This is a genomic window from Paenibacillus sp. FSL R5-0887, assembly GCF_038002305.1.
Lineage (GTDB): Bacteria > Bacillota > Bacilli > Paenibacillales > Paenibacillaceae > Paenibacillus_AQ > Paenibacillus_AQ odorifer.
The window spans coordinates 1,947,064-1,960,888 of record NZ_JBBOCE010000002.1; the positions used below are offsets into that span (position 1 = coordinate 1,947,064).

The following is a 13,825-nucleotide window of genomic DNA, read 5'->3' on the forward strand; positions in this document are numbered from 1 at the left end:
TGGATCTAGCAAGATACTCATTTTTTTGAACCGCCACGCATAGTCCAGATCATATTCTGAAAATATGAAAAAAGACACCTTTCATGGTGTCTTCAATAGTACTCCATATGGAGCCGAGCCATGGCTGTACAAATCCACAATTCGCCGCCGTGTGATGATTCGGATGTTTGGCGAGGTAGCATAGTTTAAGATCATTCCTTGGTCAGCGTATCGATGCGCGTGTGGCATTGCCCAGCGGATCAAATACGCCATTCTTCTTCCCATTGATAATACTAGCTTCTGCTTCATCTTTAATTAGATTCACTGCATAAGAGCTTGCGGTAGACATATCCGTAACTTTGCCTTTGGAAGCATCTTTATTACACTGATTTAGCCATTCAAGGAAAACAAACTCTCCTATAAAGAAAGGCGATCCTTGAGTAGCATAAAAAAGAGTTGCAACGACAACAAGACCTAGACGAAGCGTTCGAAGCGGTTAATTACAAACTTCGCAAGTACGATCAAATCTAGAAGGGGCAAATAACGGCTGAGCAGGAGTTTGTAATGGGTGATCACGAGGTAATGCATGACGAGTTCCTCTAAATATACACAAAAAAGAACCTTCAACCACTTAGCTTGTGGTTGAAGGTTCTTGCTGTTACGAACTCAGTTTGGCCGCTTCGAGCAAGCGTTGTAAAATGACGGTAGCTTCGGCACGTGTAATGACATTGTTCGGCGTAAGCTGTCCTTGATTGCCTATGATAATTCCGTATTTAACGTTAAGTGCAGCTGCCGCTCTTGCAGACAAGTCGAGCAAATGATGGTCTTTGAATGTGCTAAGCTGTTGAGCGGCTTCGCTATCGGAAATCGCTGTATCCATCCCAGCAAGCTTCATGGCTTTCCCCAGCAACACCATTGCTTCTTCTCGGCTTAGCTTCTCGTTGGGAGTGTACTGGCTGTTGTTACTTGCCGTAACTAACCCGTAGCCTTCCGCAATGGAGACCGTTTCGTAATACCATTGCCCGCTGTTGACGTCAGTAAAGCTAGTAGGCTGATCAACCGTGTGTAATCCGAGAGCCCGGACCAACATCGCCGTGAACTCAGCTCGGGTAATTTGCTTGTTCGGTTGAAAGCTCGATTCAGTGACACCTTGGACGATCAGCTTGGACGCTACTTGTTCGATATCATACTTCGCCCAATGATTCTGAATATCCGCAAAGGTTTTGTCATTCTCTATAACGGCATAGACGCTATTTGTCAGGCTATAAATGACAGCAAAGGTCTTGCCGTTCTCCCTCATCATTCGGGTAGGTACCGGCACGATGTTTCCATCCTTCGTCATCGTAATCCCCGTTATATTTTTATTGTGATCATCTGCTGAATTGGGAATGACAATCGTCCGCTCGACATAGCTAAGAAACTTGTTGAGCTCAATCGTCTTACCGCCATGTGCTGCTGTGATGTTGAAATCAATCGGCGGCGACAAGAGTCTTGCCTTCCCTATACTATTAGCAAGTTGCACGATATCGCTTTCTGGTACATTGGTAATCTCGACTTGAATCACCATGTTTCGCAGTGCATCCTCCGAACCGAAACGCTTCGTGACAAGACTCCAATCGATCCGGTTGGCAGCTAGAAGATAGGAACCAAGCTCCGTTTGAATTAGAATAACTGCGTTTCGGTCATTCAGTGTTGTGATAAGCTGACCGTTTAAGAGCAGAAGAACACGATCTGAATCATTATGGACCGGTATGTTAATGACTGGCTTATCGGGTAAGGAATCGAGGTAACGCGATAATTTCTTCTCGTCGATGGTTACCGTTGTCACTTTCTTTCCGTTCATAACAGCAGTTGTTTCTTTGGCTAAATCCTTCTGTTTAACTCCATTGATCTCGATCTCTAGCCCTAAGCTTGGAATTGGGCTTGTACTTGAGCTTGTACTTGGGTCTGAGCTTGAACCTGAACCGGATTCAGGAGTCGAGATGTTCAGCGTAAACGTGGCAATCGTCTGATTTCCTGCTTCATCGATGACGACTAGCGTGTAGTTGCCAGAAGATATAACTCTCGTTCCGGTTGTGAAGGGCTGACCGTTTAATGTAGCGGTACCTTCATTAAATCCAATCGTCAACGGACTGGTGTAGTTGCTTATTCCTACAGTTAGACCGGTTATAATCGGGTTTGTTCGATCAATTGTGAAAGAAATCATTGTGACGTTACCCGCCTCATCCGTCACCACAAGCGTATAGTCACCTTCGGCAAAAACCGTTGCGCCACTTGCGAATGGATCTCCGTTCAAGGTCGCCGTACCTTCATTGAACGTAATCGATTGATTCGTGTTATAGATAGAGCCGTCGGTCACACCGCTAATGATCGGGACCGTTTTATCGATCGTGAATGCAATGGTTGTAACGTTGCCCATCGCGTCCGTTACGATGAGTGTGTAGTCGCCCTCGGCACTGACTTCAGATCCGCTAGCAAAGGGATCTCCGTTCAAGGTTGCGATTCCCGTGTTAAACGTGATCATTCTGTCGGTATTATAACTCGATCCGTAAACAACCCCAGTAACGGTTGGGCCGGTTTTGTGGATCGTAAAGCTGACTGTCGTAACGTTGCCCACCGCATCGGTCACAATGAGTGTATAGTCGCCTTCAGCGGAAACGGTCTCGCCACTTGCGAATGGATCTCCGTTCAACGTTGCCGTACCTTCGTTAAAAGTGATCGTTCTGTCGGTGTTGTAGCTCACCCCGTAAACAACGCCGGTGACGGTTGGAGCGGTTCTGTCAATGATGAATTTCACCATCGTGACGTTGCCTGCTGCATCGGTTACAACCAGCGTATACACACCATCCTGATCAATCTTTGTACCGCTTGTATAAGCAGTTCCATTCAATTGCGCTGTCCCTTCATTAAAACTAGGAACTACCGATATATAAATTCCGCCCTCCATTACTCCCGTAACAATTGGCGCCACATTTTCGATCTCAAAGTTAACCGTTGTTACATTACCTACTGTATCGGTTACAACCAGCGTATACACACCATCCTGATCAATCCTTGTACCGCTCATATAAGCAGTTCCATTCAGCTGCGCTGTTCCTTCATTAAAACTGGGAGTTACCGACTTATAAACCCCGCCCTCGCTTACCCCTTTAATTTTAGGTGCTGTTGTGTCTATCTCAAAGTTAATCGTTGTTACATTGCCTGCTGTATCCGTTACAATCAGGGTATACACACCATCTTGTGAAACCTGTGCACCACTAACAAAAGCAGCTCCGTTTAAAGTCGCGGTTCCTTTGTTAAAGGTAATCGTTTTGATTGTGTTGTATATTACACCATTCGCTATTCCCGTTACGGTAGGTGCTATCGTATCAACCTTGAAAACCACCGTCGCACTATTGCCTGCTTGATCGGTGACGATCAGTGTATACGTTCCATCCTGGGTGATGTCTGTACCACTGGTATAGGGACTCCCATTAAGCAATCCGCTGCCTTCATAAAATAGAGGATTAACTTTGCTATTATATACTATGTTATTCACTACATTTGTAATAACAGGAGCTATTGTATCTACTGTAATTGTACTACTAATAGTTGAGTTGCTCGAATTACCAACTCTATCTTTATATTGTACATATACGTTTTTGACTCCCTGTCCAGCCGGAAGGACCCATGACCTCCCGTTCAGATCAGCGATACTGAACCAGCTGGTCTGCCAAGTCCCATTAACATTGGAGAGACGCACCTGCTCAACTCCTGAGCCGCTTCCATCCGTATAGGTTCCTTTTAAAGTGACCATCTCTGATTTCGTCCATGCAGCACCATCATTAATAATCAGTGCACCTGTTGGTGCTGTCTGATCCAATAGAATGATCTGAGAAGAACTGGCAGATATCGCATTGTTGGAATCTCTCACCTGCATATAGATGTTCTTCGCCCCATCCCCTCCACTTAGACTGAATGTTGCTGTATTGCTGAAAGGCAACCAAGATGCCGCCGATAAATTAGCAACGCTATTCGCAAATCTCATATGGGTAACACTATCACCTGCATCAGGATCTGAACCTGTTACGGATAGATTGACTGTGCTGGCGCTTGTCGCTGTTCCCTCCGCAATTTTGAAAGAGCCCGTAGGCGGGGTATTCGTCGGTCCGGTCTCATAAGTAACGACTAGCTTCGGGCGAAATGCAGCATTCGAAGCTTCTAAGGAATACAATAAAAATCTCCCGCTGTCTGCATCTGCTTCATTGCCGTTAAGTGTAAAAGTTACTGTGCGATCAGAACCACCCGTAAAGGCATCGACAGCACTCTTAACATTGAAAGTAATCGATTGATCCTGAAGATAAGTGCCCATCGGCACTTCCGCAGTGCTTTTCGCCGTAAATTTATCTGAAAAAGGGCTATTCACATCTACGAAGGGGAAGGTACCATTAAAATTATGGTCCAAACTATTCGCAGCAGAGCCCCTTGCCTCCATGTACAGCGTGTGATTCGGGACTCTTAATACAGTAGCAACCGTCACAACCAGCTCTGCTGATACAATGGTCCCTTCTGGAGCACCTAAATTGAAAGATGCGGCCATTCTATTGCGCACATTGACGAAGCCGTCATTATTGCTCATGCCGACATATAGATAACCATCTCCGTCATTATCATAGATTCCGTTATATTCCGCTTGACCATTTAATTGCATCGTATCAGCAGTTGCTGTATAGGTCTTTGTAACTGTGCCTCCTGCTGCTTCAGCACTCGGTACCAACCCGGGTGTGATTGTCGTGAATAGAATAGCAATCGTCATGAATAGAGTTAGAATTCTTTCTCTCAATGTTTCTCCCCATTTCATATAAATATCAATATAATACTTTATGTAATATAATTACATTATAAATAAATAATACAAAATAAAAATTTATAGACAATAGCCTTACGAAGCCTATCTTGTCTATGTAATCTATCCATTATATAATTCCAGCATTTGAGAGAATAGTTACTGCTGTCATCACTATTGTCACATGACAAATTTGTAAATTTAACCAGTTATTATTCATCCTATTTAGGTATACTTTAGAGAACGAAAAAACTGGCCTCATGTGTGTTCAATCAGTTGAGAACAGTTACGTATCCCTTCTCGTTCAGCTACCTCCTTATAGCTCGATGAACCCTCTTAATACGCTCTGACCGCCTTTAATTTGAATTCCTCTGTATACTTCTGAAATGTTTGACCTTTTTTAGCCATAAAAAATATCCCCTCCAAGTGGCACTCAAGCCTACATGATAACATGAAGGTTTTTTTGAGTGTCTACTTGAAGGGGATAATATCAATCAGCGGGTCTTTCAAATGGAGCCGAGGGGAGTCGAACCCCTGTTCGAAGATAATGACACATAAGCTTCTACGAGTCTACTTACAGTTTTGATGTCATCCTAGAAGCATTCTAACCAATATTTGATAAGTCATTCTGATTAAGGAGACTGGTCATAGGAATAACTCCTTAGTATAGTGATCCATTTATATAAGTTAATCCTGAATATATCGGTTTTTCACAGTGCTTCTTCAATACGCAGAAAGTACCTTTGGCGCTACAGATGATGGCTGGATCCTTTTAATTTTTAGAAGTTGCTAATTCCCTGCGGAATCAAGATACGCTTCAGCTTCTTCTATCGATTCGTACAAGTTTGCAATATCTTTAAACATACGATTCATTTGCGTTTTGTAGAACGCCGTAGGCGCAACATACACCCATTTGTGTTTTGTGGACATTCCAGCTTTCACAGCATCTTCACCAGTTGGAGCAAGAATTGCCATCACCTCTTGCTTAAATACCAGACCACCAGTGATTACAGTCATACCTGTAAACCCTCGCTTAGTTTTCTTCAGTATCTTCGGAAATTGTTCTGCGTACGCAAAGGCATCCTCAACTTCCATACCGTCCGATGTTACAATAATTCTGTTTTTATTTTTAACATAATCAATAGTGAAACTCATAATAGTAATTCCCCCGAATATTTTTGCTTTTGAGTGCTTAATGCCATAATCTAATCTTATATCAGTTCGAGCTCTTATAGATGTAGTTTCGGAAAATGTGCCACTAAATATTAACTTCAAAGTGAATGATCTAATTTTAGATGTAGACAACATGTCTACAAGAATAAATACTTTTAGTTCCCCATAATTCCTTGTCTGCATTCGGTCTACAATTCAATCACTAAACAGCAAAAAAACCGCTATCTCAGCGGGTTCCTCTTATGGAGCCGAGGGAAGTCAAACCCCTGTCCGAAGATAACGGCACATAAGCTTCTACGAGTGTAGTCAGAGCTTTGATGTCACAAAATTCATGACTCCCGCCAGAAAATTGTTTTACGGTGTAGTTGTAATTCTAAACTCAAAACTGTGCTATAGCGAAAAATCGGTAACACCCTTTTTATAGGAAAATTTAAGACTATATGTTTCTTCTTTTCCATAGGGCATTGTAGCAATTTTTATACGAGTATAATCAAGCCTGCTATCTCTTAAAACTCTCTTTACCAAGGCTATACTACGTTCTTCTTCCGTAATGATACAAAATATATTAAGAGCATATTTTTTTGGGTCGGAAATGCATTTGCCCATATCAAAGCCATCAACACAACCTAAGTTAGCATCTATTAGAGATATGTCCAGGTATTCCATTACTTTATCTCTTAACCAGTTATCACGTTGGCTTCCTTTTTCACTTTTTAGAGGATACTGTACTACTAACCAAAATTTTTCACTCATTCATAATCACCAGCCAATGAAGAGATTATTATAATAATTATAACAAAGAAACTTTGCAAAAGGGTATCGTTAACAATAGTATGGGAACCATCCTCATGCGGACGGTATTCGTGGTGGAAGAGAAATCTTTTTGCAGTTTAAAATGCATATCAAACATTCCGAAGACCTCATAGTAGACATGATAAACCACAAATACACGTTTGAGGAATTGGCTGAAATCATTAAAAAGCATTGCCTAACTTTAATTATGAGGATACAAAAAAGCGACCCCTAAAGGTCGCTTTTTCTAAAACTCCATATGGAGCCGAGGGGAGTCGAACCCCTGTCCGAAGATAACGGCACATAAGCTTCTACGAGTGTAGTCACGGATTTGATGTCACCCGAGTATCGCCCCGTAACCGGCTATACGTTGGGTCAGCCTGATTGTCTTCTTCAGCTCACCGCAGGCGGAGATGAGACAGCGTATCCCACTATTTGTTAGCCCCTATCCCTGTCACATGGGCGATGCAGAGTAGAAGCACGCACACAGTTTCTTAGGCTGCGAAAGCGTAGTTGTTTTGTTGTTTGCCGTTTAATAGGCTTTAGCGTTGATGAAGCGGACGCGTCCCCACTACTCGCTACTCATGCTCGAACTATCCCCGTCGAATCCAAGAACGGCCCCTCATTAAAAAGGGCGCTTCGGATCAAGCGGATCTTCCAAGCAAGAGAGATCCAATCTACAGCTTCTTATTCAAGAAAACTGTAACGAAGCAATAACTAACTTACTTACTCAGTATAGCACATTTATCAACACTTTAACACGTGGGTTAAAGGAATTGAAGGTTGAAACTGGAACTCCTTTGAATCGTCTAGTTCTCCCAGATTATCTGGCGATCTTTTGCTTATCACGCAGTACACGCTGGATATCACGTTGAGCATCTCGCTTGGCAGCCGAGTCACGTTTGTCATACTCCTTTTTACCTTTACCAAGACCAATCAACAGCTTCGCATAGCCATTCCGCACATAAATCTTGAGTGGCACAATCGTAAATCCATCTCGCTTGGACAAGCCCAGCAGTTTATGAATTTGCTCCTTATGCATTAACAATTTACGTGTGCGTGTGGGATCGGTAGGATTGGCACGGTTACCTTGTTCAAAAGGGCTGATATGCATGTTGTGAATCTGAATCTCACCATTGCGGATCGTAGCAAAAGCATCTCCAATATTAGCGCGGCCATTACGCAGCGACTTGATCTCTGTACCCGTCAGCACCAAGCCAGCTTCATAAGTATCCTCGATAAAATAATCATGGGAAGCTTTCTTGTTCTGGGCGAGTACTTTCCCGTCTGCTTTTTTACCCATGAGAATCACTCCTTGAATCATATTCATAAGTTAAAGTAACCATGTCTGTCTAATCTTAAACGACACAGCCATCGAACGTCTGATCTATATTGTAACAAATGGAATCAAGTGAGCGCAAGGAACCTTCAACCAAATATACCTCACCTAATTTGTCATATAGTTGTCAGTAACATTACCCAATATCTAGCATTTGTTACAAAAAACATTAATTTGAGTTGATCTGGACTTTTTTGGAAAATAGCGAGGTTACCCTTTTACTTGTGCGCCTTAATTAACAGATAGTTATCCACTAATTTCCACATATCTATATCCATCTACCCTAATTACTTATTACATATTTGTTCTCAATTATCCGCTTCCCCCTACTTGGATATACATCTATTCGACGCCTATTCAAATAGTGCCGCTTTTACCTATACTGTGCCTATCCTATCCTCTACCTATTCACTTGCTATCACCTACGTTTTTCTATATATAAATGTATTTCGTGCAACTATTTAAGCCTTATCACCGCCAAAAAACTAATTAGTTGCACTTTCTGCAGCTAAAAAAGCGAAATCAGACCAATTAGAGGTAACTCATCAGATTTAGATGTACAAAATGCAACTAACTACCACTTTTACTACATAACCCAAATTTAACTGCACATAGTGCAATTAACCAAGTTGATGATTAGTTAAAAAGCACCGCCCCAAGAGGGACGGTGCTTAGTATCGTTATAGAGTTACGCAACGCATAACCGTCATTTATTTCTTTTTACGCTTACGTGGTGCTCCTTCTGGAGCGCCGCCATTATTGTCACTCCGTTTAGAAGTGACTTGCTCAGAAGTCTCTACGTTGCCTGGTGTCACGGACTGGCCGATGAACACGCCGCCTTTGGTTTTCTTTTTGCGGCGGCCTTTGCCTGTAGGAGCGCCGTTACGGCCTTCTCCACCGCCAAAGTTACCCCCGCGATCCTCGCGGCTGCGGAACTTCGTGCTGCCGTCCACGCCCCGCGCTTCGCCGCCGGAGGAGTCGGACGCAGGAGCGCCGTATCCGCCTTTGCCGGAGCCAAAGCCGAAGCTGATGCCGCGTCCACCACCGGCACCGCCGGTGTCTCCGCCGCGGCCTCGCCCGCCGCTGCGCTCACGCGGCGCGCCTGCGTTGCCGCCGGCTTCGCCTCCGCGCTCTGCGCCCGGCGCAGCAACTACCCGGCTCGCATCCTCGCCGGCCTCGCGCCCGCGCTTCCGCTTACCGCGTCCGCCCGCTGCGCCAACACCGGCCGCTTCGCGCGGCCCTTCACCGGCGCGCACAGCTGCGCCCGGCTTGCCCTTGCCCGCGCCTGCAGCAGCGCCGCCGGGCTTGCCTTTACCGCCGCGTCCCTTGCCCGCGGCGCCTTTGCCCCCGGCCGGCTTAATGAAGCCGCCGCCCGAACGGCCGCCCTTGCCTCCGCGGCCGCCTGCAAAACCACCGCCGCGGTGCTCGCCTGGCGCGCGTGGCTTCATGTCGACCAACTCGAAATCGATCGTGTGGTCATCCATATTTACTTTGGCGACTCGGATCTTCACCTCGTCACCAATGCGGAACACACGCGATGTGCGCTCGCCAATGAGCGCCATATGACCTTCGTCGAAGTGATAATAATCGTCGCTCATTGCACTGAGACGAATAAGACCTTCGACGGTATTATCCAGCTCGATGAACATTCCGAAGCTGGTCACACTGCTGACCATAGCCTCGAATTCCTCGCCTACTTTATCCTGCATGTATTCTGCTTTCTTCAGTTGCTCCGTATCGCGTTCAGCTTCTACCGCCACACGCTCGCGTTCCGAGGACTGCTGAGCAATGTCAGGCATCCGGCTAGACAAATAATCATGCCGTTTCTGGGTCAGTGCCCCTCCATTCTCAATCACTTCACGCATTACGCGGTGAATGACCAGATCGGGGTACCGGCGAATTGGAGAAGTAAAGTGAGAATAGTATTCCGCAGCCAGTCCGAAATGGCCCGTGCTCTCCGCATCATACTTTGCCTGCTTCATGGAACGCAGCATCATCGTACTGATGACCGTCTGTTCCTTTGTGCCTTGGATTTGCTCCAACAGATCCTGCAAAGCACGTGGATGAACCGAATTGCCACGGCCCTTGACGTGATATCCGAAATTGGCCGCAAAAGCCATGAAATTCTGCAGCTTCTCTGGATCTGGATCTTCGTGAATCCGGTAAAGGAACGGAACCTTCAACCAGTGGAAATGCTCAGCAACCGTTTCATTTGCCGCCAGCATAAACTCCTCGATAATCTGCTCCGCTACAGAACGTTCACGCTTCACGATATCTACAGCCTTGCCGTTCTCGTCGACGATGATTTTGCTCTCTTCAAAATCAAAATCAACCGCACCCCGGCGCATCCGCGCATCGCGCAGCTTCATCGCCAATTCTTTCATGAGGCGGAAATCATCAATTAGTGGACTATAACGTTCCAGCAGCTCTGGATCTTCATCTTCGAGAATTTTACGAACATTGGAGTAAGTCATTCTCTCTTTGGTGCGAATCACGCTCGTAAAGACATCGTGCTTCACAACCTTCATTTGCTCGTTAAATTCCATTTCACAGGACATTGTTAACCGGTCTACCTGTGGATTCAAGCTGCAAATCCCGTTCGATAGACGGTGCGGCAACATCGGAATAACCCGGTCTACCAAATACACACTACAACCGCGGTCATAGGCTTCTTTATCCAGCTCAGAGCCTTCACGCACATAATAACCTACGTCTGCTATATGGACGCCCAGCTTGTAATGTCCATTCTCCAAGCGCTGTACGTTTACCGCATCATCCAAATCCTTAGCATCTTCGCCATCAATCGTAACAATGTTCAGCCCGCGCAGGTCGCGTCTTCCTTGCTCCGCAATCTCCTCTTCTGTAATTGAATCAGGAGCACTATCGGCTTCATCCATCACTTCAGCTGGAAATGCTTCAGGCAATTGATGTTTGCGGATAATGGAAAGAATATCAACACCCGGATCATCCTTATGTCCGAGAATTTCAATAATTTCACCCTCTGCCGCTGCTCGGCCTTCCGGATAACTCACAATACGCACAACGACCTTTTGACCATCTACAGCACCTTTAAAGGATTGCTTCGGAATAAAAATATCACGATTAATCCGCTTGTCATCAGGCAGCACAAAGCCATAGGTCTCCAGGTTTTGGAAAACACCTACCGTCTGCAACACGCCACGTTTTACAATACGTACTACTTCGCCTTCCATACGTCCGCCGGACGGACTTTTAGAGGTAATACGAATCAGAACGATATCGCCATTCATAGCTCCCTTAAGATCATTTGCATGGATATATACGTCAGGATGATCACGATCATCCGGGATTAAAAAAGCAAAACCCTTCGCATGTGCTTGTAAACGTCCACGCAGCAAATCCATCCGTTCTGGCACGCCATAACGTGCAGTACGGGTTAATACAATTCTTCCATCCTGCTCTAATTCAATCAGCAGCTCCTCGAACTTTTTAAACCCTTCACTATCCTCTAGAGCAAAATGACTCACCAGCTCTTCATAAGTCATTGGTTTATATGCAGTTTCCCGCATGAAATCGAGTAATATTTCTTGTGTTATCATGTTCGTCACCCCAGCCCTCCGCGGCTTCAAGCCGCTGGCAAATATGTATATCTTGTCCTGCCCTGCAGTAATGCCAAGTAAATTTTACCTTTACTACTTCATACCCTAGTATACACGAAATCAATCCTGCGCATCCCTGTTACTGTCATCCAAAGGTTAACACAGTACAAAATTTCCTTTAACTGCTGAAATACATCCATGCCAATTTCAGATTTACTTCCTATCGATCCAGCCTTTTTCTTTGCGAATATGAAAAGAAAAGCACCCTTAGGTGCTTTTTAACTCCTTTTAATATAACAAAAAAGCCTCCGCTCTATTCCATTTAGAACAGAGCGAGGGCTTACGGTAGATCTTTTAGTCGATTAGAATAGCAGCTAGAATCGCCATGATGAAGAAACCAGCAGCAAGTCCAACAGTTACACGTTGTAGTACAAGCTCCATACCACGAGCTTTTGTTTTACCAAAGAGATGCTCAGCACCGCCAGAGATGGCACCGGAAAGACCCGCGCTTTTCCCCTTTTGCAGAAGAACGACCGCAATAAGACCGACGGAAAAAATCAGGAGCACAACTTTCAAAAAGATATCCATTCACTTCCACCTCCTACGCCTAAGCATCACTATCTATGGTAATTTAGGTTATCACGATACATAAACAGTATTCTTATTTTATCATAGCGCTGTCGGTAATACAACAGCTTAGACTGTTAAGTCGTAGCTTTTCTTGCAAGATAAGGATAAACCTATTAAAGTCTATCTTCTTCAAATCATAAAAAAGACCCGCCATAACGGCGGGTCTTCGAAGTCTGCTATAAAAGCAGATTATCTTTTAAGGTTGTAGAAGGATTTCAGGCCGTTGTATTGAGCCAATTCACCCAACTCATCTTCGATGCGAAGCAATTGGTTGTATTTAGCAACACGGTCTGTACGGGAAGGAGCACCTGTTTTGATTTGACCAGCATTAGTCGCAACAGCGATATCAGCGATTGTGCTATCTTCGGATTCACCGGAACGGTGGGAGATAACTGCTGTGTAACCAGCACGTTTAGCCATTTCGATAGCATCAAAAGTTTCAGTCAATGTACCAATTTGGTTAACCTTAACCAAGATGGAGTTACCGATACCTTTTTCGATACCTGTTGCAAGACGCTCAGTGTTAGTTACGAACAAGTCGTCACCAACCAATTGGACTTTGTCGCCCAATTTTTCAGTAAGCAATTTCCAGCCATCCCAGTCGTCTTCGGACATACCGTCTTCGATTGTGATGATAGGATATTTTTCAACCCATGAAGCAAGAAGGTCAACATACTCAGCGGAAGTGTAAGATTTACCTTCGCCAGCAAGGGTGTATTTACCGTCTTTGTAGAACTCAGTGGAAGCAACGTCCATACCCAAGAATACGTCAACACCTGGTTTGTAACCAGCTTTTTCAATAGCTTCGATGATTGTAGTGATTGCTTCTTCATTCGAACCAAGGTTCGGTGCGAAACCACCTTCGTCACCTACAGCTGTGTTCAGGCCTTTGGATTGAAGTACGGATTTCAAGTTGTGGAAGATTTCAGCACCTGTGCGAAGAGCTTCTTTGAAGCTTGGAGCTCCTACAGGAAGAACCATGAACTCTTGAACGTCGATGTTGTTGTCCGCATGCTCACCACCATTGATGATGTTCATCATTGGTACTGGTAGAGTTTTAGCGTTGAATCCGCCCAGGTATACGTACAAAGGAATATCCAAAGCTGCTGCAGCTGCACGAGCTACTGCCATGGATACAGCTAGGATTGCGTTAGCGCCCAATTTACCTTTGTTAGGAGTTCCGTCCAAAGTAATCATCAATTTGTCGATGCCCACTTGGTCAAGAGCGTCCATACCGATAACTTCTGGAGCGATGATTTCATTTACGTTCTCAACAGCTTTCAGAACGCCTTTACCCATGTAACGGGATTTGTCGCCATCACGAAGTTCTACAGCTTCGTGAGCACCAGTGGAAGCGCCGGAAGGAACGATAGCGCGGCCTTTAGCACCGGATTCCAGATAAACGTCAACCTCTACAGTAGGGTTACCACGGGAGTCAAGGACTTCGCGAGCATATACATCAGAAATAATAGTCATGTAAGTTAATCTCCTTTTAACATTGTTTTGGTC

At 44.8% G+C, this 13,825-nt stretch carries 8 protein-coding genes and 1 other RNA gene; all 9 read right to left on the bottom strand.

The features are described 5' to 3' along the window. Positions 1-81: 81 nt before the first annotated feature. Complete coding sequence (locus MKY14_RS26425) at positions 82-264, bottom strand: hypothetical protein (protein ID WP_139329976.1); 183 nt, start codon at positions 262-264, stop codon at positions 82-84. A gap of 373 nt (positions 265-637) precedes the next feature. Continuing rightward, the gene (locus MKY14_RS26430; protein ID WP_340977721.1) at positions 638-4,801 is read right to left on the bottom strand and encodes an S-layer homology domain-containing protein; all 4,164 of its coding nucleotides are present in this window, start codon (positions 4,799-4,801) and stop codon (positions 638-640) included. 792 nt (positions 4,802-5,593) lie between these two features. Further along, on the bottom strand, positions 5,594-5,959 hold the full coding sequence (locus tag MKY14_RS26435; protein ID WP_076126891.1) for a hypothetical protein: 366 nt from the start codon (positions 5,957-5,959) through the stop codon (positions 5,594-5,596). 408 nt (positions 5,960-6,367) lie between these two features. Continuing rightward, entirely contained in the window at positions 6,368-6,730 is a 363-nt protein-coding gene (locus tag MKY14_RS26440) for a hypothetical protein (protein WP_076126889.1), read from the bottom strand. 296 nt (positions 6,731-7,026) lie between these two features. Then, positions 7,027-7,391: a transfer-messenger RNA gene (gene ssrA / locus MKY14_RS26445) on the bottom strand. A gap of 201 nt (positions 7,392-7,592) precedes the next feature. After that, a complete protein-coding gene (gene smpB, locus MKY14_RS26450; RefSeq protein WP_036687155.1) occupies positions 7,593-8,072 on the bottom strand; it encodes an SsrA-binding protein SmpB in 480 nt (159 codons plus the stop codon). A gap of 746 nt (positions 8,073-8,818) precedes the next feature. Beyond that, positions 8,819-11,686: a ribonuclease R gene (rnr, locus tag MKY14_RS26455; protein ID WP_076280352.1), complete on the bottom strand. Its 2,868-nt coding sequence runs from the start codon at positions 11,684-11,686 to the stop codon at positions 8,819-8,821. Between the two features lie 354 nt (positions 11,687-12,040). Beyond that, the gene (secG, locus tag MKY14_RS26460; RefSeq protein WP_076126868.1) at positions 12,041-12,274 is read right to left on the bottom strand and encodes a preprotein translocase subunit SecG; all 234 of its coding nucleotides are present in this window, start codon (positions 12,272-12,274) and stop codon (positions 12,041-12,043) included. A gap of 231 nt (positions 12,275-12,505) precedes the next feature. After that, the gene (gene eno, locus MKY14_RS26465) at positions 12,506-13,792 is read right to left on the bottom strand and encodes a phosphopyruvate hydratase (protein WP_036687130.1); all 1,287 of its coding nucleotides are present in this window, start codon (positions 13,790-13,792) and stop codon (positions 12,506-12,508) included. Positions 13,793-13,825 lie beyond the last annotated feature (33 nt).

Coding starts and splice junctions, on each gene's coding strand:
- MKY14_RS26425 (WP_139329976.1), bottom strand. CDS start 264: ATGGGAAGAAGAATGGCGTATTTGATCCGCTGGGCAATGCCACACGCG.
- MKY14_RS26435 (WP_076126891.1), bottom strand. CDS start 5,959: ATGAGTTTCACTATTGATTATGTTAAAAATAAAAACAGAATTATTGTA.
- MKY14_RS26440 (WP_076126889.1), bottom strand. CDS start 6,730: ATGAGTGAAAAATTTTGGTTAGTAGTACAGTATCCTCTAAAAAGTGAA.
- smpB (WP_036687155.1), bottom strand. CDS start 8,072: ATGGGTAAAAAAGCAGACGGGAAAGTACTCGCCCAGAACAAGAAAGCT.
- rnr (WP_076280352.1), bottom strand. CDS start 11,686: ATGATAACACAAGAAATATTACTCGATTTCATGCGGGAAACTGCATAT.
- secG (WP_076126868.1), bottom strand. CDS start 12,274: ATGGATATCTTTTTGAAAGTTGTGCTCCTGATTTTTTCCGTCGGTCTT.
- eno (WP_036687130.1), bottom strand. CDS start 13,792: ATGACTATTATTTCTGATGTATATGCTCGCGAAGTCCTTGACTCCCGT.